Source organism: Ruegeria sp. HKCCA5929 (assembly GCF_013034525.1).
Taxonomy (GTDB): Bacteria; Pseudomonadota; Alphaproteobacteria; order Rhodobacterales; family Rhodobacteraceae; genus Ruegeria.
In genome coordinates, this window is record NZ_WQGE01000002.1 from 173186 (window position 1) to 196360 (window position 23175).

Annotated in this window: 23 protein-coding genes; 7 read left to right on the plus strand and 16 right to left on the minus strand. The window is 58.7% G+C overall.

Annotated elements, in window-relative coordinates; translation table 11 throughout:
• Positions 1-28 precede the first annotated feature (28 nt).
• From GOV90_RS05625 to GOV90_RS05655, 7 genes are all read right to left on the minus strand, one after another.
• Complete coding sequence (locus tag GOV90_RS05625; protein ID WP_171094240.1) at positions 29-2731, minus strand: DUF2339 domain-containing protein; 2703 nt, start codon at positions 2729-2731, stop codon at positions 29-31.
• Positions 2732-2810: 79 nt separating this feature from the next.
• Positions 2811-3293 (minus strand): DUF2269 domain-containing protein, encoded by a 483-nt coding sequence (locus GOV90_RS05630; RefSeq protein ID WP_171094242.1) that lies wholly within the window; start codon positions 3291-3293, stop codon positions 2811-2813.
• Positions 3290-4606, minus strand: a complete 1317-nt coding sequence (locus tag GOV90_RS05635) for an SDR family oxidoreductase (RefSeq protein ID WP_171094244.1) — start codon at positions 4604-4606, stop codon at positions 3290-3292. Before GOV90_RS05635 ends, GOV90_RS05630 begins: the two co-directional genes overlap by 4 nt.
• A gap of 76 nt (positions 4607-4682) precedes the next feature.
• Positions 4683-5393 (minus strand): VIT1/CCC1 transporter family protein, encoded by a 711-nt coding sequence (locus GOV90_RS05640; RefSeq protein WP_171094246.1) that lies wholly within the window; start codon positions 5391-5393, stop codon positions 4683-4685.
• Positions 5394-5453: 60 nt separating this feature from the next.
• Entirely contained in the window at positions 5454-6443 is a 990-nt protein-coding gene (locus tag GOV90_RS05645) for a YcjF family protein (protein WP_171094248.1), read from the minus strand.
• Positions 6436-6891 (minus strand): GNAT family N-acetyltransferase, encoded by a 456-nt coding sequence (locus GOV90_RS05650; RefSeq protein WP_171172824.1) that lies wholly within the window; start codon positions 6889-6891, stop codon positions 6436-6438. The genes GOV90_RS05645 and GOV90_RS05650 overlap by 8 nt, the downstream gene beginning before the upstream one ends.
• Positions 6888-8303, minus strand: coding sequence for a YcjX family protein (locus GOV90_RS05655; RefSeq protein ID WP_171172825.1), 1416 nt, complete (start codon positions 8301-8303; stop codon positions 6888-6890). The genes GOV90_RS05650 and GOV90_RS05655 overlap by 4 nt, the downstream gene beginning before the upstream one ends.
• A 107-nt stretch (positions 8304-8410) precedes the next feature.
• On the opposite strand from GOV90_RS05655, the gene truA reads away from it, so the two are divergent.
• Complete coding sequence (gene truA, locus GOV90_RS05660) at positions 8411-9178, plus strand: tRNA pseudouridine(38-40) synthase TruA (RefSeq protein WP_171094254.1); 768 nt, start codon at positions 8411-8413, stop codon at positions 9176-9178.
• On the opposite strand, the gene GOV90_RS05665 is transcribed toward truA, so the two are convergent.
• The 4 genes from GOV90_RS05665 to GOV90_RS05680 form a co-directional block, all read right to left on the minus strand.
• Positions 9175-10161 carry a nickel/cobalt transporter gene (locus GOV90_RS05665; protein ID WP_171094256.1) on the minus strand — a complete coding sequence of 329 codons (987 nt, stop codon included), beginning with the start codon at positions 10159-10161 and terminating at the stop codon, positions 9175-9177. The genes truA and GOV90_RS05665 overlap by 4 nt on opposite strands.
• Positions 10146-10793, minus strand: a complete 648-nt coding sequence (locus tag GOV90_RS05670; protein ID WP_171094258.1) for a DUF1007 family protein — start codon at positions 10791-10793, stop codon at positions 10146-10148. Before GOV90_RS05670 ends, GOV90_RS05665 begins: the two co-directional genes overlap by 16 nt.
• Before the next feature lie 72 nt (positions 10794-10865).
• On the minus strand, positions 10866-11672 hold the full coding sequence (locus GOV90_RS05675) for a thioesterase family protein (protein ID WP_171094260.1): 807 nt from the start codon (positions 11670-11672) through the stop codon (positions 10866-10868).
• An 8-nt stretch (positions 11673-11680) separates the two neighbouring features.
• Positions 11681-12910, minus strand: a complete 1230-nt coding sequence (locus GOV90_RS05680) for an acyl-CoA dehydrogenase family protein (RefSeq protein WP_174825490.1) — start codon at positions 12908-12910, stop codon at positions 11681-11683.
• 131 nt (positions 12911-13041) lie between these two features.
• On the opposite strand from GOV90_RS05680, the gene GOV90_RS05685 reads away from it, so the two are divergent.
• Positions 13042-13977: a glyoxylate/hydroxypyruvate reductase A gene (locus GOV90_RS05685; protein ID WP_171094264.1), complete on the plus strand. Its 936-nt coding sequence runs from the start codon at positions 13042-13044 to the stop codon at positions 13975-13977.
• 15 nt (positions 13978-13992) lie between these two features.
• Here GOV90_RS05685 and GOV90_RS05690 read toward each other — a convergent pair whose 3' ends face one another.
• On the minus strand, positions 13993-14349 hold the full coding sequence (locus GOV90_RS05690) for a hypothetical protein (protein ID WP_171094266.1): 357 nt from the start codon (positions 14347-14349) through the stop codon (positions 13993-13995).
• A gap of 174 nt (positions 14350-14523) precedes the next feature.
• Here GOV90_RS05690 and GOV90_RS05695 point away from each other — a divergent pair, with 174 nt between their 5' ends.
• The 3 genes from GOV90_RS05695 (at position 14524) to GOV90_RS05705 (ending at position 16833) form a co-directional block, all read left to right on the plus strand.
• Positions 14524-15351 (plus strand): bifunctional allantoicase/(S)-ureidoglycine aminohydrolase, encoded by an 828-nt coding sequence (locus GOV90_RS05695; RefSeq protein WP_171094268.1) that lies wholly within the window; start codon positions 14524-14526, stop codon positions 15349-15351.
• A gap of 117 nt (positions 15352-15468) precedes the next feature.
• Complete coding sequence (locus tag GOV90_RS05700) at positions 15469-15792, plus strand: hypothetical protein (RefSeq protein WP_171094270.1); 324 nt, start codon at positions 15469-15471, stop codon at positions 15790-15792.
• Between the two features lie 54 nt (positions 15793-15846).
• Entirely contained in the window at positions 15847-16833 is a 987-nt protein-coding gene (locus GOV90_RS05705; RefSeq protein WP_171094272.1) for a type I glyceraldehyde-3-phosphate dehydrogenase, read from the plus strand.
• A gap of 47 nt (positions 16834-16880) precedes the next feature.
• On the opposite strand, the gene GOV90_RS05710 is transcribed toward GOV90_RS05705, so the two are convergent.
• The 3 genes from GOV90_RS05710 to puuE are packed head-to-tail and all read right to left on the minus strand — an operon-like array spanning position 16881 to position 20275.
• Positions 16881-18311: a uracil-xanthine permease family protein gene (locus GOV90_RS05710; protein WP_171094274.1), complete on the minus strand. Its 1431-nt coding sequence runs from the start codon at positions 18309-18311 to the stop codon at positions 16881-16883.
• A 42-nt stretch (positions 18312-18353) separates the two neighbouring features.
• A complete protein-coding gene (locus tag GOV90_RS05715) occupies positions 18354-18860 on the minus strand; it encodes an ureidoglycolate lyase (protein ID WP_171094276.1) in 507 nt (168 codons plus the stop codon).
• Positions 18857-20275 carry an allantoinase PuuE gene (gene puuE / locus GOV90_RS05720; RefSeq protein WP_171094278.1) on the minus strand — a complete coding sequence of 473 codons (1419 nt, stop codon included), beginning with the start codon at positions 20273-20275 and terminating at the stop codon, positions 18857-18859. Before puuE ends, GOV90_RS05715 begins: the two co-directional genes overlap by 4 nt.
• 164 nt (positions 20276-20439) lie before the next feature.
• Between puuE and uraH the strand changes: the two genes are divergently transcribed.
• Positions 20440-20796 carry a hydroxyisourate hydrolase gene (gene uraH / locus GOV90_RS05725; RefSeq protein WP_171094280.1) on the plus strand — a complete coding sequence of 119 codons (357 nt, stop codon included), beginning with the start codon at positions 20440-20442 and terminating at the stop codon, positions 20794-20796.
• A gap of 16 nt (positions 20797-20812) precedes the next feature.
• On the opposite strand, the gene GOV90_RS05730 is transcribed toward uraH, so the two are convergent.
• Complete coding sequence (locus tag GOV90_RS05730; RefSeq protein ID WP_171094282.1) at positions 20813-21733, minus strand: LysR family transcriptional regulator; 921 nt, start codon at positions 21731-21733, stop codon at positions 20813-20815.
• 96 nt (positions 21734-21829) lie between these two features.
• Here GOV90_RS05730 and GOV90_RS05735 point away from each other — a divergent pair, with 96 nt between their 5' ends.
• Entirely contained in the window at positions 21830-23053 is a 1224-nt protein-coding gene (locus tag GOV90_RS05735; protein ID WP_171094284.1) for a urate hydroxylase PuuD, read from the plus strand.
• Positions 23054-23175 lie beyond the last annotated feature (122 nt).

Here is a 23175-nt window from a genome sequence, read left to right on the forward strand (position 1 = left end):
GCATGGCGGGCTTATAAGACGCCCGCGCCTAATGGTCCAGAGGTTCTGCCCCATGCGGCGAATGGCGCAGTTTGGCCCAGCGGTTCAGCCATGCCAGACCAGCCAGCGCAAGGCCAAGCGCAAGCAGCGAGAAGACGCGGATCAGACCGCCGAGACCCGCAATATCGATCAGAAAGACCTTGGCCACAGCCAGACCGATCACCACAAGCCCCGCCTTCCGCATCAGATCCGATCCACGGGCCAGAGATTGATAGAACAGCGCGGCTCCGATCAGCAGTAGAACCAGCGTATAGGTGTAAAGCTCGGGCTGTGTAACGCCGTTGCCTTCGAACATGCCCGCAGAGCCCTGCCAGACATGGCGGATTGTCAGGCCTAGCCACATCGCCGCAAGCCCCCCTGCCACGACATAGCTTGTCATCGTGATCTGCTTGGGCATGTCCTTGATCCGCCAAGCGGACCCGGCGATAACCAGCGCGGGCAGCAGATACGCAATTGCAAGCGTGTTGAGAACCGGTAGGCCGAGCACAGGATCGGCGTTTGGGTTTAGCAGCGGGTTTTGCTCGGTCACGACAAGCATCAGATGGAACAGACCGTGCGCCGCAAAGAACGCGGCCAACACATAACGCGCATAGTTCAGCTTGCCGCCCAGACCAAATCTTTGAACCTGAGCAAAAGCCAGCAGCAGCCAGATGACAGCCAGCAGACCCAGCCCCCAATGGCTGTTGTCGGCACCGCCCTCACCAAACCCTTCCAGCCAGCGCAGCAGCAGCAAGGACAGCAGAATGCCACCTGTCGCCGAGGCTGCACTCTCCAGCAACAAGGACGCCACAGGGCGCTGCAAGGGGCGCAACATCCACCAGCCGACGACAAAGCCAATCGTGGCCGAACCGTATACCAATGTCATCTCGGGCACCGGAGCCGAATTTGCCCAATCCAGCCCCGGATCAAGCACCAGTCGAACGGTGACGGTGAATACACCGGCCCAGATGAACCAGCTCATCGGGGGTAAAGTGAACCTGCGATCCAGAGCCGCCGCCGCCGCGACGCTTGCCACCAGCGCCACCGTCAGTGCCGCCGCGCTGAGCACGATGACGCAGGCAAAGACCAGACAAGACAGCGCAGACAAAGTGGCCAGCGCAGCACGCATCCGATCCTCTCCGTCGACACGGGCAAAACGTTCCGCAAGAACCACCATCAGGACGGCCAGCGCCACAGCGTGCAAAGCCCACGGGTATGCGCCAATTACAGAAGCCGGATGCCAGCCGACCTCCAGCCCGATCGCCATTGCCGGGGCAAACAGAGCGGCCCCTCCGGCCCAGATCGCGCGAAACTGGCTTGCCTGTGCAGACCGCCACGCCATCAGGATTGAGATCAAAGCTCCCAACGCGACTAACACCGTGACGACCATTGGATAGTCGGCCTCAACCGTTTCCGCATAGGTGACAGCAAAGTCACGAAGAACCGCGCCCTGATCAAGCCCATGCGACAAGACATAGAATACAAGCCCAACCGCCGGCAGGACGGTCAAATCCTGAAGTGCGGGCGCATCCTTGGCCCAAAGCAACAGGGCCAGCACAAGGACGGTCAACAAGGTGACACCCAACCAGAACTCTGCCGCCGAATCCGCCCAATGCCAGGACAAGATCGCTGAACTGACTGCAACGGCCCCTGCCGCCAGCCGGGTTGGAAAGTCAGGCCAAGGGCGGGACTTTGGATGACGGATCATTTGAGAGATCATGGGGCCCGCGTGATCCGGCCATATGCGACGCGCGGGAATAGCCATCACCAAAAGCGCCAGTATCAAAGCAGCGACCAGATAACTCGGTTCTGTGTTCGGCGCGCCTGCCACCAGCAGCAGGTTCGCCGAATAGACCCCAAACACGGTCAGAACAGACACCCACGCCCAACGCCGAACCGTGTCGATACCAAGCCCCAAAACGGCAACCAGCAGGAAATAGGCATAAAGCCACGAAGGATCCTCGGACGAACCACCGACCATGAAGGGGGCCGCGAATGCTCCGACCAATCCGACCGCCGCCAACAAGGGGCCATGAAACCAACCCAGTACAAGACCAACCAAAGCGACGGCAACCATCCCTGCCAGCGCCGCTTCGGCACTAATCAGGTTGTACAATTGGCGCGCGGCCAGAATTGCCCCGAAAAGGGTAACAAGCCCGGCCCCGGAAAAGACGGAAGGCAAATAGGCAGTGGACGCATCCTCATCATCGCCGAACTTCCGGCGCAGAACTTCACCCGCCACGATCAGAAGTGACCCGAATCCAAGTGCTGCGAATACGCGGGCCGCCGGAGGCAGCAATCCGTTTTCAACGCCGTATTGCACAAGGAAAATCCCGGCCAACGCCAGCGACAAGGCTGAGACCACATAAAACCAGTTTTCGCGCATCCATGCGCCCAGCGCGGTAAACCGGTCAGAATTGAATACGACGGCAGGAGAAGGCACGTCCGCCTCAACAGGAGTATCTTCTTCCTGTCGTTTCGGCGCGGCCCATGGGGCGGGTCTGCGCGCTTCTTTTGCAACGTCTGTCTGTGGGTCAGGCTCCTTTACCTCGTGGGTTTCAGAGCCCACCTTGTCACCTGCCGAGAGGGTCGAAATCCGCGCCTCTAGCTCTGCCACGCGGCGGCGCAACCGGGTTTGTCCAACCATCAGCACGACCAGCGTGACCGGGATTGCCAGAACAATCAGGCCGACAAGAACAAGTAGCGATTCCAAAGCAATCTCCGATCTAAGTCTTGCGGCAAGGCTATCTTGGGGCGATGGCCAATAACAGTCAGGAAAGCTGCAGACCTTCCTAAAACACAGAAATCGCCGGGCGCGCGATCATCAACCACAGGATGACCAACACCGCAAGAAAGGCAGGCACGCCACACGCGAACCAAAACCGAAACAAACGGTAAAAGTCTTGCGGCAAAGACGACCCCTGCTCTGCCGCTGTTCTGGCATAATCCCGCATTCGAAGTTGCACCCAAACCACCGGCAACCAGAAAAGACCGGTCAGCACGTAAAGCACCAGGGACAATGCAATCCATCCTTCGCTTAACGACCACCCAATACGCCAAGCCAACAGAGTGCCAGTAATGGGTTGCAGGATGACTGCTGTTGTCGTGAACAAAAGGTCGGCCAGCGCGACGACACCCGCCGTGTGCGCGACGATTTTCGGATCATTGCTGCGATGTGCCATGAGCATGAAAAAGGCAATCCCTGCTCCGGTCCCCAGCAGGACACAGGCGCCAATGACGTGCAACCAGCGCAGGATCAGATCAGGGTCCGTCATCGACTTGCCAACATGGGCAACGCGACAAGGGATAAGACCATCGCGGGCAGGATTTTCACCAGTGGGCCCAACGGGTCGGTCCACAATTCCGGTGACGTGATTGTGGCGGCAGTCATGTAGATTCCGGCCACGCCAAACTGAGCCAAACAGGCCCGCACAGCCCATTTACGCCACAAGATGGCCAACCCCAGCACGACGTCGACCAGAGACCAGAAAACAACGGCGACCATGGCTGCAGGCGCTGACCAACCAGCTCCTGTCAGTACGCCCGAGGCTTTGGACAGGCCCGACAACCCGAACAGGCCCGACAGAACCCAAAACAGGCTGAGCGTTGCAACAACCATCGGCATCAACAGCGTCATTCGTGCAGTAAGGCGGTGTTCCCGGGCACAGGGAAGCGATGCGTAGATGTCGGGCAAAGGTGAAAACCCGCGCCCCGAGGCAGCCCTGTAAGGCGCGGGATCTCCGATCACGCCGTCCGCCATGACCGTCATCGCCGTGCTGCGTAGAGGTGATCGCCAGCCAAACCAGGCCAAACCATCGGCTAACGCTGCAACGGCTTTGGTCATAACCGGCGGTAAACTTACTGAGAAACGCGCCGCAGGAAACCCTAGCCATTGCCGGGTTCCGCGCACCACGTCCGACAGGCTGTGCGGGCTGTCCTCGACAAGGTCATACGTGCCTTGCGGCAAATCCCCCGCAATGGCATCGACGACCGTGGCGCAAAGGTCAGGCATCCCCACGCACTGCACTGGCGTATTGGGATAGGCCAAGGGTTGAACCCAAGGCACAGCGGCCAACATGCGTAGCAGTGCTGTGCCGCCAAAATCCGTCTGTCCGATAACAAGCCCGGGCTTCAGCACCCAAAGCGGAACGCCCGACGCACGCAGAGCCTGATCTCCGGCCGCTTTGGTGCGCAGGAAATGCGTGCTTGCTGCAGGTTCCGCACCGATGGCGGAAATCTGGACAATACTGATCTTCTGATCCGCGCAAGCGTTGGCCAGGGCCGCGATCGCTGTGTGGTGCACGGTTTCCAGATCGTCTTTGGCATTGTCCTGTAAAGCACCGGCGCAATTCACGACGACATCGACGTTTTCTAACAGACCCAGCCAATCTTGCGTGTGAAGAAGATCGCGCATGTCAGCCTGCTTGAGCGGAACACCCGGTAAAATCCGTGCCCCTTGCGCAAGGTCGCGTACCGCGCCTTGAACCGAGGCACCTTCGGCTTGCAACGTACGCGTGACTGCCGCGCCAATGAAGCCGTAAGCGCCCAGAACCAATACGTGTTGTTCAGATAAAGAGAGACGTGGCATCGGTTTTCGCACCCGTTTTTGGCCACTCTACCCAAGTGCTGCATATTGGCCAGCCGCCACAGCCGCGCTGCGACAATTAAGGATGGAACAGAGACCCGACCAGATACGCGATCAGCGCAGCCAGCCCTCCGATCAACAGCGTCTCTATCCCTGACCGCCACCATGGGGACAGAGACCAACGACTTTTAAGCGCTCCTATCGCAAAAAAGACGCCCATGGTCATCCAGGCGGACATCGCAAATGCGTTCGGAACCGAAGCCAGAAAGGGCAGCAAGGGGATCATCCCTGCCACCAGGAAGGCAAAGAATGTGGCCAGCGCCGCCTTCAACGGATGCGGGTCAACACTGCCCAACCCATACTCTCCTTCGATCATCAGGTTGATCCAGTTTTCGTGGCTCGAGGTAATCTCGGCCGTGGCTTCGGTCAAAACGTCGCCCGACAACCCCTTTTGCGCAAGGATCTCGCGCACTTCTTCCCGCTCACCATCGGGGTACAAGGCTATGTGGCGTTCCTCGACCGCGCGGATGCGCCGAATGTTGTCCAGTTCCGCCTTGGTGCCCGAGTAATTGCCCGCAGCCATGGAAAACCCGTCAGCCAGCACATTCGCCAAACCCAACGCAACGATCACAAACGGGGAAAGCCCTGCCCCTGCGACCCCTGCCACGATGGCAAAAGTGGTAACAGACCCGTCGATGCCGCCATAGACAACATCGCGCAACACTCCACGACCAGGCGGTGCATTGATCCGTTCGGCGATTTCCTGCGGGCTGTGACCGTGATCCGTCATGGCTGGCTCCTCCGACACTCCTAGTGTGACGAAGGGTGGGCTATGACGCTTTGCTTTGGATCAACCCTTGGAAAACAGGCCCTGCAAGGCGCGTTTGATGATGCCGCGCGTTGACGGTTTGTGCCGTTCTGAGAATGGCAGCGGGCGGCAAACCTCCATCGCGGCTACGCCCACACGCGCGCTTAGCGCCCCGTTGACCAACCCCTCTCCGAACCGGCGGGACAGTTTGCTGAGGACGGATCCGCCCAGTACAGGCTCCAGCAGATCGTCGCCGACGGCGACCGCGCCTGTGGCCACGAGATGAACAAACACGGCACGTGTCAGGCGCCAACTGCCGAGGGTACCGGCCCGACCGCCGTAGATTTCCGCGACCCGGCGGATCATCCGAAGCGATGCGGCCAGCGCTGTCACAACATCTGCCAAAGCCAAAGGGACTAAGGCGGTCACGGTTGCGACCTGCCGGGCCGCAGCCTCAACTTCTCGGCTAGCCGCCTCGTCTAGCGGAGCCAGCAGCTCATCTTCGGCAAGGCTCAGCAAAGCCGAGGCATCAAATTGATCCCCCATACGCTCTGCCAGTCGGTCGCGGCCCCAGCGGGTCTCTTCCCGGCCTTTGTAAAAGGTGATCAGACGATTGGTGACAACACGGGCCTGTGCCAGATCGGCATCCGCCAAGGCCGTATCCGCCGCGCGGCGCATTCCGTCGACCCGCGACAATCGCCCCAAAGCCGCCAATTCGCGGATTGCAATGATCAATCCAACCAGCACCAATGCCGACAGCAGGCCAACTACGACCCACCCCAGAACTGGCGTCCGCGCCACTAGTGAAGTTGCAAAATCCCAAGCTGCAACAGAGATTGCCGCGCCGATGACGGCCAAGGCCAGCCCCCAAAACCAACGCGCCAAGGCGGATGGTTTTCGGGCGGCAAGCCTCGCAGCGCTCTGCATCGCTTGCCCTTGAGGCTGCGCCACATCTGGCACCGGAGGGGCCTGCGCAACATCAGCGGCGGGCTCATCCGCTTCAAGATCGATCAGAACCGGGCCTTTAGCCATGGGTCATACCTTTGCTGCGCCAGACAAACCTAATGTCCGGCAGGTTTTCGTCATTTTCCGCGCCATTGCTGCGCGCTGCTTCGGCAAAGCCGTTGCGCTCGTAAAATTTACAAGCGCCTGTGTTGGCCTGAAACGCATACAAGCTAAGCCGGGTTTGGCGAGATTTCGCGTGGTCCAGCAGTTGCCGCCCGATCCCTCGCCCTCGTTCATGTGCATCCAGATAAAGCGAGTGGATTTCGGTACCGTTGAGCGCCAGAAACCCGACCACGCCCACGTCACTTTCCGCAACAGTCACCCAATCCTGATCGATCATTTTACCGCAAAAGGCGATGGTTTCAGCGCAACTGTGCAGTTTTGGCACCCAGTCGTTTTCCAAGGTGAAACCGTGCAGGATTGTTCCGATGGTACCGGCATCTGTGGTACGTGCAGGACGCAAGATAACGGTCACAACCTGTCTCCGATCAGGAACTGGGCTGCGCGATCCAGACGGATATGCGGCGGCCCATCGCCGGGTTTCAGGGTCAGATGCGCAGGGGCAAATGCCATGAACCCATAATCCTCATCCAACCAACTGTCCGCCCCATTTCGCGCCGGACCCAAAAGATGCGCTGGGTCTTCAGGCAATTCGCCGGGATAGAACGCAGCCTGTTTCCCGCTGTCCAACAAGGTGCCCCTCACGCAGGGCAACTCCACCCCGTTGTGCCTGCGCATTTCTTCGGTCGTAGCACGCAGCGAAGCCAACGACAGAGCTGCCGTCTGCGCCCCCGCGAAATTCGCGCGGTCTCGTGCCTCGCGTGTCAACGCTTCGATGATCGCCGTCATGCGGGGATGTTGTGTGTGGTGCAAATGGTCGGCTTTAGTCGCCGCAAAAAGGACGCGTTCGACCCGCTTGCCCAACAGCAACTGGCTGAGCCACGCGTTCCTGCCCGGACGAAAAGCCGACAGGATATCGGCCATCGCGCGGCGCATATCCTCAACCGCCTGCGGGCCTTTGTGGATCGCGCCCAGCGCGTCGACCAAAACCACCTGCCGGTCGATGCGCGAAAAGTGGTCGCGAAAAAAGGGTTTCACCACTTGAGACTTATAAGCCTCAAATCGCCGCTCCATCTCACGCTGAAGAGTTTTACGGCGTGATGGTCCGGACAGAACCAAAGGCGCAAAGGTCAGCACCGGTGAGCCCGCCAGATCACCCGGCAACAAGAAACGCCCCGGGGTGCAGTCATAAAAACCAGCTTCACGCGCCTGATTGAGATAAGCCGTGAACGCCGCCGCCAGAGCTTGCGCCGTCGGCTCGTCATGCGCACCAGACGGGTCTGTGGCCTTGACCAGCGCCAGATACTCGGCTGCCTCGGCACGGGTCTCGATGCGCGTCAGTGTCTCTTGCGACCAATCTTCGTAAGATTTGTCCAACAAAGCCAGATCCAGCAGCCACTCACCGGGGTAGTCCACGATGTCCAAATGCACTGTTCGCGCCCCCTGCAACCCGGCAAGTAACCCTGCGGGGCGCGCCTTGAACGACAAACGCAGTTCGGACACAGCGCGGGTGCTGTCGGGCCAATGCGGCGTGGGGCCGGTCAGAGCGGACAGGTGGGTTTCATAGTCGAACCGGGGCACCGTATCGTCCGGCTGTGGTTGCAGATAAGCGGCGTTGATCCGTCCCTCCTGCTGAGCGGTCAGGCCGGTCATGCGGCCCCGGTCCAACAGGTTGGCCACCAGCGAGGTGATGAAAACCGTCTTGCCCGATCGCGCCAGTCCGGTGACACCCAGACGGATGACCGGCTCGAAAAACGTCTCGGACACGGTATCGCCGATGGTTTCGACGCCACGCACAAGACTGTCTGCCAGTGATGAGATGACCAAACTGTCGCCCCGCAATTATCGTTTTACCCAAGATAGGTAGAGGGTGCGGCACATACCAGCGCTTTCGCCCCCTTGCCCGTTTCGGCCCCGCGCGTTACCAGCGGCGCATGCCCAGATATGCGTTAAAAGTCGAATACCAAGGGGAACCGTTTGCCGGATGGCAGCGGCAAAAGGATCAGCCGTCCATTCAGGGGGCCATTGAAGAGGCTCTGTCGCGCATCCAGCCGGGTGCGCATACAATCGCCGCCGCAGGTCGCACCGATGCCGGGGTTCACGCGCTTGGTCAGGTTGCCCATTGCGATATGGCGAAGGACTGGGACCCGTTTCGCCTGTCCGAGGCACTGAACTATCACCTCAAACCGCAGCCTGTGGCGATTGTGAAGGCCGCTCGGGTCGATGAGGATTGGCATGCACGCTTTTCAGCGGTTGAACGGCAATATCTGTTCCGCATCCTGATGCGCCGCGCCCCGGCAACGCATGACCGGGGGCAGGTTTGGCAGATCAACCATCAGTTGGATGTTGATGCGATGCAGGACGGGGCAAACATGTTGCTGGGACGGCATGATTTCACCACGTTCCGGTCTTCAATCTGTCAAGCGGCGAGCCCTGTAAAAACTCTGGATGAGCTGTGGATCGAGCAGGTTCCGGGTTTTTCCGGCCCCGAGATCCATTTCCACGTGCGTGCGCGTTCCTTCCTGCACAACCAGGTCCGCAGTTTCGTGGGCACCTTGGAACGTGTCGGCGCCGGTGCTTGGACGCCTGAGGATGTCCGCGACGCATTGAACGCTGCTGACCGTGCGGCCTGTGGGCCGGTCTGCCCGCCGCAGGGGCTGTATCTGGCGCGGGTCGGTTACCCTGAACCGGTGTTTGACTAAATCGCGCGCAACAGCAGACCACCGGCAATCACTGCAATGACAAGCCCCGCGACCAGTTCGATGGTTGGGGCCAGCACGGACGCAAAGCGTGTGGCCGAGGTTGAAGCGAGCAACCCTCCGCGCAGGCCGAAAGAGGTCCAGCCGACCAGCGTTGTGACTGTAGCCGTGCCCAGCGCCATAGCAAAAGCCCCGGCGACACCAACCATTGCAATGCCCATCTGCCAGGTCAGGATCAGCACGAACAAAGCACCCGTACAGGGCCGCGCGGCAATACCAGCGATCAGGATCATAGCCTCGCGCAGAGTGCCCACATTTGCGACCTCTTCCGCCGTTGGTCCATGCCGATGGCCACAATCCGAGCAGACACCGTCATCACGGTGATGGTGATGTGCATGGTCATGGTGGTCATGATTATGGTCGTGATCATGTTGGTGCGCGTCGGCGTGGTGATCGTGAGCATGGGCATGATCATGCGTCGGTTGGCTTTTTTGCCGCCGCGCAAAACTGCGCAAAGCACGAAACACTAGCCACAACCCGATCAAAGCAATCGCGCCATAGCTTATGGGGGCCATGACCTGCTCGGTCGCGCCGACAAGGCTTTGGCGGGACATCTGAAACACCAATACCCCGGCATAGACCAGAACGATGGCCGTTACGGCTTGCCCTAGACTGGAAAGCACACTTATCGCTGACAGCCGCCAGAAAGCCACGCGCCGACCCAGCCCGTACCCGCCGATCAGAACCTTACCGTGACCCGGGCCGATGGCATGAAAGAAGCCATAGGCAAAACATACGGTCAGCAGCGTGGCAACGGCCTGCGGCTGCTCGGCGCGTGCGGCACGCAGCGAGCGGGCGATCTGGTTCTGAAATTCGCGTTGCTCGCCTGCTGCCCAGGCTGCAAGAGAGTCAAACCCGCCACTGCCCCAGAACCAGAGCAGCAGTCCACAGGCAAGGGCAACCGGAACAATCAGGTAGCGGGACATGAAATGCGAATCTCGGTGGCAAAGTTCTCTCCGACCAGAGGAATGTCGTTTTCCTCAAGGTCGTAATCTGCATCCAGCGTTAGCAGAAACGCCTGCATCTGGGCCAATTGACCGTCAATATCCGGATCGAAACGTTCCATCTGGCAGGTAGCGGGGCCTGTGACGATGACAGGGCGTGTCACTTCGTAGGCTGTGTAATAGGTCTCATCGAACGCCTTCGCCGACAAGGCGCTGGCGGGCACTGAACCCCCTTCGACCGCGCGCAGATGCGTTGTGACGATGCGGCCATCTTCGGTTGTGGCATGAGGCGACAGCGGGCCCGAAAGGTCAACTTGTACTCCTCCGGCCGTCACAACCAGATCACCGTTATACCCTTCGATCCATTGCGCATCGAACCCGGTAAGGATCGCTTCTTCGCCTTCGGTCAGCGCGCCATCACCGTCCTGATCCAGCCGCATGTCTTCCAGTTGCAGTAAGGAAAACAGCTCATCATAGGCCCAGGTCACTCGGACATGGGTCAAGTGACCACTTTCATCCACGATGAACTCGAGCCCAGTGTCGATAAAGACGTGCGGGTGAGCCAAGGCCGGGACAGGCAGGCAACAGGTTATAGCGGCAAGCATCCAACGCATGATTTCAAGATAGGTCTGCCGATCGGCGGCGGCAACGGCTTTTACAGTCAGGATGCAAAAACCGGCCGAGTGTCAGCCGGGCGGGAACAAAACCAGTGTTTGCAATGCGGTTCCAACCGGACCTTGCGTGTCATACAACACCGACTGTGACATCCCGATACCTGACGGCTGCCAATGCGAGACAGAGTCTGAGGCCAACCAATCGGAAACCGGCTCTCGATGGATGTTCACTGTCAGGTCGGTATTCATGAATCCCATTTCCGAGGTTGGCGCATTCCATGAGATGCCATTGCCGCAATCTGCCAGTGGACACAGGGCCTGAATGGGCGATTGCGCCTCGCCCTGCAAAAGCTGCGGTGTCCGCATCCAAACCGTTTTGGGTCCGGCCCCCTGCCTGCCGCCTTTCGGGTACCGAATATCGCTGTAATGGGCAAAACCGGGCAACTCGTGGCGAATCTCGCCAATTGGAAACGGGCCGTCGACGGCATCCTCGATCCGAGGGGCGGTGCTTTCGACATTTGCAACCGATCCAAGATCGCGACGCACCAGATGCATGGTCGAGGCCGTTGCACATAGCGCGTCGTTCAAATCGTGAACCGTAACGCGCGTGGTCGCCAACGTCTTGGTGTGGCGCGTTGTTTCTGCCGCAACCCGCAAACCGGCCAGCGGTAAAGGGCGTAACAGGTCGACGGTCAGACGGGTCAGCATCTTTTCCGGGCCGACTTCGGTTTCCGCCGCCCGCACGATCAGACCACTAACAGGCCCCGCATGGCAGTGATCAGCAGACCACGGGCCACGTGCGGGATCGTTGCCGACAAATGCCCCGTCTTCTCGTTGACTAAAATAGGCCTTGTCGGCGAAATCGAGCGCTGCTGCCATAGGCCCCCTCAGATCTTTTCCTGCGTGTATTTCTTTAGCTCGGCCCGCGCCACCTGACGGCGATGCACCGCATCTGGCCCATCGGCCAATCGCAGGGTCCGCACATGGGTCCAGGCCGTCGCAAGCGGTGTGTCCTGACTGATGCCCTGCGCACCGAACATCTGCACTGCTTCGTCGATCACCTTCAGCGCAACTTGTGGTGCGACGACCTTGATCTGGCTAATCCAAGGAGCGGCTGCCCGCGCGTCGCCCTGATCCATGTACCACGCCGCTTTCAGGCACAGCAGCCGGGCCATTTCGATCTCCATCCGGCATTCGGCAATGATGTCGTAATTGGCCCCAAGCTGTGCAAGTTTCTTGCCGAAAGCCTCGCGTTGTAGCGATCGTTTGCACATTTGCTCCAGCGCACTTTCGGCCTGCCCGATGGCGCGCATACAGTGGTGGATGCGGCCCGGCCCAAGGCGACCTTGCGCAATCTCGAACCCGCGCCCTTCGCCCAGCAGGATGTTTTCGGCCGGAACGCGAACGTTGGTGAACCGGATATGCATGTGGCCGTGAGGTGCATCATCGTGGCCATAGACCTGCATGGGGCGCAGAACTTCGATCCCTTCTGCATCCGCAGGCACCACAATCATCGACTGACGCTTGTGTTTGGGTTGTTCATCGCCGCCGGTTTTGACCATGACGATATAAACCTTGCATCGCGGGTCGCCCGCGCCCGAAGACCACCATTTTTCACCATTTAGGACATAGTCATCCCCATCCCGCACACAGGACATCGACACATTGGTTGCGTCAGACGAGGCCACGTCAGGCTCGGTCATCAAATAAGCTGATCGGATTTCACCTTCTAGCAAGGGCTTCAGCCATTGCTCCTTCATCTTCGTGGAACCGTAGCGTTCGAAAACTTCCATGTTGCCGGTATCTGGGGCCGAGCAGTTGAACACTTCGGCCCCTAGGGGGGTCTTGCCCATTTCTTCGGCGAAATAGGCGTATTCCACGGTGGTCAGGCCAAACCCCTTGTCGCTGTCGGTCAGCCAGAAATTCCACAGCCCCGCTGCCTTGGCCTTGGCCTTCAGCCCTTCAAGAATTTCGGCTTGGCGCTGTGTGTACTGCCAACGGTCGCCCTTGTTGATTTCGGCGTGGTATTCTTCCTCAAGCGGCATGATCTCATCCCGGATCATTTCCGAAACGCGTTCCAGAAGAACGCGGTTTTCCTCGCGCAGGGTAAATGACATGTTCACGGAAGCATCCTCCTCAGGCGTCGGAACCGGGCTATACTTTTGCTGCAAGGATGGCTTAACTGCCCCGAGCCTGTCCACCACAGTGACGGGACGTCACCACACCAAATTCTACGCAGGAGCCGCGCATGGCGTTGTTGATCGAAACCGGGTTGTCCGATTGGATAGGCGATGAAGAAATTGCTGCCAAATTGAAGGCCGCAGCGCCAGATGCAGATATCCGCACGCCCCAAACGCTTGGGAACCCGGAAGACATCACGATGCTGGCGCTGGTCGGCATGCAAAGCGACCACCCCGCGCGACTGCCCAACCTGAAACTGGTTCAGAAGCTGGGGGCGGGCGTAGAAACCATTGTCAGCCATCCAGACCTTCCGGCCCATGTCCGCATCGCGCGCTTGAAACCGGATGCCCCTGCACAGGGCATCGCCGAGTGGTTTGTGGCATACATCCTGCGCCACCAACGGCATATGGCGTTCCATGAGGCCGCCCAAGCCCGGTCGGAATGGTCGCCGCGAGAGCCGATCTTTACACCAGACACCGTCGTTGGCGTCCTGGGTCTGGGTCATATCGGTGCGCGTACCGCCCTGATGCTGCGGGCCGTCGGGTTTCAGGTCATGGGCTGGAGCCGCACAACCAAATCCATAGAAGGTGTGACCTGTCTGCATGGGCAAGACACCCTGCCTGACCTTTTGGGGCAATGCGATCATGTATGTGCGATTTTGCCGTCGACACCACAGACCGTTGGTTTGTTCGACGCAAAAACACTGGCCACGATGAAACCCGGTAGCCAGTTGCTGAACGCCGGGCGCGGGGATCTGATTGATGAAACCGCCCTGATCGAAGCGTTGGATAAAGGCACACCGGGTCATGCCGTGCTGGACGTTACATCAGTGGAACCACTGCCACAGGACAGCCCGTTATGGGCCCATCCCGGCGTGACGATCACACCGCACGTCTCGGGCTGGCATCTGGGTGACGCGCTTTCAGATGTTGCCGAGAACTTTAAACGGCTCAACTCTGGCGCGCCCTTGCTGCATGAGGTGGATCGGGCTCAGGGCTATTGAGGCCCGTACTGAAGATCAGGGCGTGAGAATCCAGTTACCATTGCCGTCGTTGCACCGACGGGTTCTGATCTCGCGGCTCTGATCCCCGCCTTCCGGCTGAACGACGTGCTGAAGGCTGACGCAGTTGCCCTGCACATTTTGCACCCGGATCGTGCCCTTCGATCCGGTGTCGTCGTTTTTCCAGGCCCGTTCCTGACCCACAGAAGGCGTACCACTGGTCAGCATGGTGTTCGCGGTTGCGTTGACCACTTCGAAATCCGCAGGCGACAAGCCCATCTCTGCAATGATTCGCGACAGTGGCTTGGCGTCTGCCAAACCGGTCATCAAAAGAACACCACAAGCGGCGATTGCGGGCAAAAACTGGGCTTTCATAGCGGCCTCACAGAACTGAAATCATTTGTGTCCAAGGATATACCGCTGCCGCTGCAGGGCCAAGCCCCTGACGTCGACCTTCAAATTATCCCGAACAAACCTATCGCGCCGGTGAACCTATCTGCGACCGGTCTTTGCGCTCATAGTGCCGTACAAACGACCCCGAGGCTCATGATGACCAACCCAACCTATTTTGCCCCGACCGGGGGCCATCCCGGTCAGGACCAACTGTTGACTGACCGCGCCATGTTCACCGACGCTTATGCAGTCATTCCCAAAGGCACGATGCGCGACATCGTCACCAGCTCCCTGCCTTTCTGGGAAGGCACACGCCTGTGGGTTCTGTCGCGTCCGCTCAGTGGTTTCGCCGAAACCTTCTCGCAATACATCATGGAGGTGCAACCCGGCGGTGGCAGCGACCAGCCTGAACCCGAAGCGCAGGCCCAGGCCGTTCTTTTTGTGGTCGAGGGGGCTGTCACCTTAACCCTGAATGCCGAAAAACATGTATTGGAAACAGGGGGGTATGCATATATTCCGCCGGGAAGCGACTGGACATTGCACAACACGGGTGACGCAGTCGCCCGGTTCCATTGGGTCCGCAAAGCCTATCAGGCGGTGCCCGGGCTGCCTTTGCCCGATCCGATCATAACCAACGAGCGAGACGTGACACCGGTGGAAATGCCGGGAACACAGGGCCGCTGGTCCACCACGCGGTTTGCCGACCCTCAGGACCTGCGCCATGACATGCATGTGAACATCGTCAATTTCGAACCCGGCGGGGTCATCCCGTTTGCCGAGACTCATGTGATGGAGCACGGGCTTTACGTACTGGAAGGCAAAGCCGTCTATCGCCTCAATCAGGACTGGGTTGAGGTTGAAGCAGGCGACTATATGTGGCTGCGCGCCTTCTGCCCGCAAGCCTGTTATGCAGGTGGTCCGGGGCGGTTCCGGTATCTGCTGTATAAGGACGTCAATCGGCACATGCCATTGTCTTTGCCCTAAGGTAATCATGTGGTTCGCGGGGGTGTGCTGTGAATTTCTGGCTTCGGGGCTTCACACGCGCGCCGGAATTTGCTGAAATCCAAGCAAATTCTGATTTTAAGCATTGGAGATTGTTCCATGAAACTGCGCCCTGCCCTGCTGGCCATTGCCGCACTCGCCGCGTCTGCGACCCTTTTTACCTCGCCCCTTTTCGCCAAGGAAGAGACCAAGTCCGTATTTGTCATGAGCCGCACTTGGGCAGTGACGCAAGTCTCGGACGCGCCGGTTGTGTACCGCGCCACGCGTGACAACAACAATCTCAACCCGTTTGGCCCCCCACCACGTCTGCGCACCCTTCAGGCCATCGCCGCCATTCAGCAGGCAACCGGGTGCAAACCCATTGTGGCCAGCATGTATCAGAACATCTCGGGCCAGTTCTTTTCACAGGTCAGCTGCAACTGACAGTACGTCAGTTAAGGCATTGAGGTCGCCTGAACGGCCTGCCATAGCTTGCGCATGAAACTCGCGATTAACGGATTCGGCCGTATCGGCCGTACGATCCTGCGGCAGGTTCTGGCCCTGCCGCAGGGGTCGGATATCGAGCTGGTGCTGATCAATGACATCGCACCGCTTGAAACCTGCGCCTACCTGTTCAAATACGACAGCACGTTCGGCCCCTACCCCGGCGATGTGTCCGAAGGGGATGCCGCGCTGATTGTGGATGGGCGGACGATTCCCATGACCCACAGTGCCGATCTGACCCGCGTTGATTTGTCGGGTGTTGACGTGATGCTGGACTGCACCGGCATTGCCCGCAGCTCTGACGTTGCGCGTCGCGGTCTGACCGCGGGCGCGGGTAAAATGCTTATTTCAGGCCCGTCGCCTGCAGCGGATGTGACCATTGTTCTGGGCGCCAACGAGGATCAACTGGGCAGCGCGAGGATCGTGTCCAACGCCTCGTGCACTACCAACGGGCTGGCACCGCTGGTCAAGATGATCGACGACATCGCAGGCATCGCCTCTGGGCATATGACCACCATTCACTGCTATACCAATAGCCAACCGATGGTGGACGCGCCGCGCGGCGACCTTGCCCGTTCGCGGGCCGGTGCATTGTCAATGGTCCCCACGACGTCAAGCGCCATGCATCTGATCGATGTGGTCCTGCCGCATCTGGCCGGACGCATTTCAGGCGCGGCTGTCCGCGTGCCGACGGCCAGTGTTTCCGCCGTGGACCTAATCGTGACACTTGAGCGGGGCCTCAGCATAAGTGCTTTTGACCAAGCGCTGAAAGAGGCCGTTTCTGCCTCGCTCGTGCTTGGCTGGACAGATATGCCGCTGGTCTCGTCTGACTTGCGCGCCCGCCCAGAGTCATTGGTCATCGCCGGGCCGGAAACCCGCATGGTAGGGGAAAATCAGGTTCGGATCTTCGGCTGGTACGACAATGAATGGGGCTTTTCAGCCCGGATGCTGGACGTCGCCCGCCTTATGGCGACGGAGTAGCCGGATCGCGGCCCTGACGGATGGCACGTGATCCGGCGGGGAACAGGTTACTTATGTCCAGGCAAGCTGCCTGCACCATGCCCGGACATTCCACCCGATACTTCTTCGGTGGCTTCGTCAGTCAATTCTTCCGGCAAGATGAGGTTGAGCACGATCGCAATAACTGCTGCTGGCAGAAGTCCACTTTTCATCAGGATACCCAGCGTGTCCGGCAAGTGCTGAACCGCGTCTGGTTCAAGCTGTAACCCGAATCCGATGGAAAGCGAGATCGCAAAGATCACCATGTTGCGTCTGTTCCAGTCTACATCTGACAGCATCGAAATACCCGCAGCCACGACCATCCCGAACATGACGATGACGCCCCCGCCCAACACCTCAATTGGTATGGTCCGGATGATTGCACCGACCTTGGGAACCAACCCGCACAGGATCAGGAACAAGGCACCAATGGTCACGACATGGCGGCTCATCACGCCTGTCATCGCGATCAAACCGACATTCTGACTGAAGGATGTGTTGGGCAAGCCACCAAACACACCGGCCAGTGCCGAACCGAAACCGTCAGCATAGGTCGCACCGGCTATCTCTTCATCCGTTGCCTCACGTCCTGCACCACCCTTGGTCACACCCGAAACGTCGCCTACGGTTTCGATGGCCGAGACAAAGGCCATGAGGCAGAAACCGATCACGGCGGCAAATGAGAATTCAAACCCGTATTTGAACGGAACAGGCAGTGCAAACGCCGAAGCGCGACCCCAGCTTGTACCAATCGCTTCAAAGGTCACCATCCCGACCATCAAGGCATAAAGGTATCCAACCGCCAGACCAATCAGGACAGCTGAAACTGAAAGCATGCCCCTGGCGAAGAATTTCAACGCAAGCGTTACAACAACAACGACCATCGCTGCTGACCAGTTCAGCATTGACCCGTATTCTGGCGTACCGATTGCCGGAACCCCTCCGGCAGCGTACTGGATACCAACTTTGACCAACGCCAGACCGATCATCGTGACTACAAGACCGGTCACAAGTGGTGGCAAAGCGAAACGTATCTTCCCGATGACAGCCCCCAGACAGGCATGGAACACACCACCGATGATCACACCCCCGAACAAAGCTGCCAACCCGTCGACCCCTTTACCCGCCACAAGTGGGATCATAATTGGCAGAAAGGCGAAACTTGTCCCCTGAACAATCGGCAACGCAGCCCCAACCGGACCCAGAGTGACCGTCTGCAACAACGTAGCCACGCCAGCGAACAGCATCGACATCTGGATCAAGTACAAAAGCTCTGGAAAATCGGGCGAGTTCGAACCAAACCCAAACCCAGCCGCACCTGCGACAATGATTGCAGGTGTCACGTTTGATACAAACATCGCCAGAACGTGCTGAATACCCAGTGGAATCGCCTTGTGCAGCGCGGGTGTGAAATTCGGATCCCGAAGTTGTTCGGGTGTTCCAATTGAAGTTTCGGCCATGGGCACTGTCCTCTCAGTCAGAGTTCACGGGGGTATTGCCGCTTATCCCGCGGCTTCATTGGGTTTCGGCACCACCTCGTAAGGTGTGTCGAACCAGTGTTCTTCCAGATTTGATCCGGTACCGATCCTGTCCACCACCGCGAACAGACCTGGGCCATGTAGAGGTGTCAGCACGCCATGCCACGTACCGCGGTGGTAATTCACCATCTGGCCCGGCTTGGTTATGAACGCGCGCGGGACGCCCGGTTTCCCGGCATTGTCGGTCGCGACGATCACCAGAAAAGGCTGATGCGTCATGGGAATGAAAGCCTGACTGCCGTCAGGATGGCGCTCGACCATCTCAAGCGTAAAGGGCAGCGAACGGGGGTTGGCATTGAACAGGCTCAGCCCAGCACGGCCATCAGAAAAATCCAACTGCGCGCGGTCATGAAACCGCCCGCATTGCTCTTGGTTGATGATCTTGTCGGGCGGCCCAGACGCCTCGATCAAATCGCCGAATGGGGCAAATGCGTCTGCCGAGATTACTTCTGTCACGATCTGCCGGGTCATGCGGGCAATACATCCCGCAACCGGAACTCGGCGATCCGTTCAACCTGACGGCAGGCTTCGGCAAATTCCGTCGTGCGATCCTGTTCAATACGTCGCTGAAAGGCTTCGAGGATCGACGCTTTGTTATGGTCCCGTACCGCTATTATGAAAGGGAACCCGAATGTCTGCGTGTAGCGCTGGTTCAGATCGGTAAACGTCTCGCGCTCGGCATCGGTCAGCGCGTCCAACCCGGCCGAGGCTTGCTCTGACGTGCTTTCCTGTGTCAGCCGTTTGGCCTGCGCCAGCTTACCCGCCAAATCCGGATGTGCGGTCAGAACGCCCAAACGCTCGTCTTCTGAAGCCGAACGGAACATGCGCGTCAACGCGTTGTGCAGCCCACCAGCAGTGTCATGTGCCGGGCCCAGCTCCAGATCAAAGGCGCGTTCAGCAATCCAGGCCGAATGCTCAAAAATACCGCCAAATGCCTCGACAAACGCGGTGCGGTCCATCTGTGACGGACGCACGCGATGCACCGGCGGATGGGTGGTTGCCCAATGTTGCGCGATTTGCAATCGCGTTGCGAACCAGACATCGGCAAATCCCCGTGCATAGTCCAAGAACCGTTTCAGCGCCATCACACGCCCCGGTCGGCCAATCAGGCGGCAATGCAAACCGATCGAGAGCATCTTGGGAACGCCCGCCTCACCCTCAGCGTACAGTGCGTCAAAACTGTCTTTCAGGTACGCGAAGAACTGATCACCCGAATTGAACCCCTGCGGGGTGGCAAAACGCATGTCGTTGCAATCCAGCGTGTAAGGCACGATCAACTGATCCCGCCCTCCGGTCTGCATCCAATAGGGAAGGTCGTCCGCATAGGTGTCTGCAACATAGGCAAACCCGCCCTCTTCCGCGACCAGACGCACTGTGTTTTCGGAACAGCGCCCCGTGTACCAGCCGCGCGGGCGTTCACCGACAACTTCTGTGTGCAGACGTATGGCCTCGGCTATTTGTGCACGTTCTTCTTCCGGGGCCATATCCTTGTGTTCGACCCATTTGAGGCCGTGGCTGGCAATTTCCCAACCAGCGGATTTCATCGCCGCCACCTGATCGGGCGACCGCGCCAGAGATGTGGCCACGCCGTAAACCGTGATCGGAATATCCTTCATCAGCCGATGCAAACGCCAGAAACCGGCGCGGGCGCCGTATTCATAGATCGACTCCATATTCCAGTGCCGCTGACCCGGCCACTGCGCGGCTCCCACGATCTCGGACAAAAACGCCTCGGACGCGTCATCGCCGTGCAGCACGCAGTTTTCGCCGCCTTCCTCATAATTCAGCACGATCTGCACAGCCAACTTGGCCCCGCCCGGCCACTTCGCCTGCGGAGGGTGTGCTCCGTATCCGATCATGTCCCGGGGGTAACGCGGCGGCTGCATGGTATGGTCCATTTCTATTTCTGTTTCCAACAGACTTACCCCAGAACACAGCCTTTGATTATCAAATCAATCCGAACGCTGTTTCCGGTTCTTTCGGCATTTCAACTGTTTCGAACTTTGCGCCAGACTGTCAAAAATCAAAAGGCACATGATAGGAGAGACCGGTGGCAGGCTATTTGACAACCCATGTTCTGGATACCGCACGTGGCTGCCCTGCAGAGGGGCTGAAAATCGCGCTTTACAGTGTGTCCGGGAACTCTCATCGAAAACTGGTTGAGATGGAAACCAACGCGGATGGCCGTACCGACAGCCCAATATTGCCGCAGGACGCATTTAAAACAGGCACTTACGAACTGATTTTCTTTGCAGGCGATTACCTGCGTGCAACAGGTCAGGACGGAGACGATCCCTTGTTTCTGGATCAGGTACCCATCCGGTTCGGCATGTCCGATGCAGAGGCGCATTACCATGTCCCGCTTCTGCTTTCGCCCTATGGCTATTCAACCTATCGCGGAAGCTGACTGAGAGCCGGGGGGCTTAAGCGGGTAGCTCGGCACTGCGGACGATTTTTCCGATCCGTTCGATCATGAAATCCATGAACAGGCGTGCCTTCGGGTCTTGATGTCGCCGGTGCGTGTAGAGACAGGCCATCTGCACGGGAACCGGTGGTGTTGCGGTTGCAACCGGAACAAGACGCCCGGATTTGAGGTGTTCGGCGACCTCAAAAACGGGTTTCATTGCAATCCCTTGCCCTGACAAAGCCCAATCCGTCAACACGTCTCCGTCATCACATTCAAACCGACCCGACACCGCAAAACGTTTCGGTCCCTCGGGGGTTTCCAGCATCCATTGAAACTCAGCCGCTCCCGGAAAGCGCAGGTTCAGGCATTCGTGCTTGTCGGCGACCAGATCAGCCCCGGTTGTTGGCATTCCGCGCCGCAACACATAGTCGGGGGCGGCACAAAGCACGCGCTGACAATCTGCGATCTTACGGATGCGCAGGGTGCTGTCTTCGGGTTGACCAATGAAGAACGCCAGATCCAGCCCTTCGGTTGTCAGATCGACAGATCGGTCCGTCAGGCGCAAGCGCACGTCTACTTCTGGGTACGCAGCCAAGAAATCAGGCACATGCGGCGCCAGCAGACGGCGACCCACCCCCAGAGGCGCCGCCGCAAACAATGATCCACGTGGGGCTTCGGTCAGATGGGTCACCTTAGCCTCGGCATCATCCACCGCGTCCAGAACCGCTACCGCACCGGGATAAAACGCTTTGCCTTGCTCGGTCGGAGACAGATTGCGGGTCGTGCGCTGAAACAGGCGTACGCCTAAGTGATCCTCAAGCTGAGAAATCCGTGCAGAAGTCACTGCCGGAGAAATTCGCAGGTCTCGCCCTGCGGCTGACATGCTGCCCAGATCATAGACCCTGACAAAGGTGCGGATATTGTCGAGATAGGACATCTTTTCGTTTTTTTTGATACAGTTTGACAATATACGGGAATACCGAAGAAAAGCCTGTTTGCCTAGTGTGGTGGCAACCAATCGGAGACCTCTGAAATGTACGACTTTGCCGTGTTCTGGGACTGGATGGCGTTTGCCGTGCGCTGGTTGCACGTGATCACCGCCATGGCCTGGATCGGATCCTCATTTTATTTCATCGCGCTCGACCTGGGTCTGAACCGCAATATTCCGGGTCCGGCGGATGGCGAGGAATGGCAGGTGCATGGCGGCGGCTTCTACCATATCCAAAAGTATCTGGTGGCCCCCGAACGGATGCCCGATCACCTGACCTGGTTCAAATGGGAAAGTTATTCGACATGGCTCAGCGGTGCCGCGCTGCTGATGATCGTTTATTGGGTCGGCGGAGAGCTGTATCTGATCGATGCGGAAAAGGCTGATCTGGCTCTTTGGCAAGGCATTCTGATCTCTGCCGCCTCGCTGACCGTTGGATGGCTTGTTTATGATTTCCTGTGCAAATCAGGACTTGGAGAACGCCCCACTTTGCTGATGGTTTTGCTGTTCGTGCTGCTGGTGGCCATGGGTTGGGGGTACAACCAGATCTTCACGGGGCGTGCGATGATGCTTCATCTGGGCGCGTTCACAGCCACGATCATGACGGCAAACGTGTTCTTCATCATCATGCCCAATCAACGCATCGTGGTGGATGATCTGAAAAATGGGCGCACACCGGATCCGAAATACGGCAAGATCGCCAAGCTGCGCTCGACCCACAACAACTACCTGACATTGCCCGTCCTGTTCCTGATGCTGTCGAACCATTACCCGCTGGCTTTCGCGACGGAATACAACTGGATCATCGCTGCGCTGGTTTTCCTGATGGGCGTGACCATCCGGCACTATTTCAACACCCGCCATGCCCGCGCCGGTAATCCCACCTGGACGTGGCTGGCCACCGCACTGCTGTTCATTGCCATCATGTGGCTGTCGACAGCCCCCATGTACCAGCCGCTGGAAGAGGCAGAGGCACAGCCGCTAACTCCATATGAACAGAAATTTGCTGATGCAGACGGGTTCGAAGACGCCCATGACATTGTTCTTGGGCGTTGTTCAATGTGTCACGCGCGCGAGCCGGTCTGGGAGGGCATTCTTTGGGCCCCGAAAGGTGTGCTATTGGAAACCGAGGCCGATATCGCCCGAAACGCGCAGCAAATCTATCTGCAGGCTGGTGTGACGCATGCGATGCCTCCGGCAAACGTAACCTATATGGAACCTGAAGACCGCCAAGCCATCATCAGATGGGTGCGCAACGCCGGACTGTAGCACAAACGCAATTTACCCTAAATTTTCGCGTCAGGCGCATAATCTCTTTCCCAGATCGCATTCAGATGCTCTAACCTGAATGCAAAGGACCGCGGCAAACGCGGTGTATGATATTTGGAACT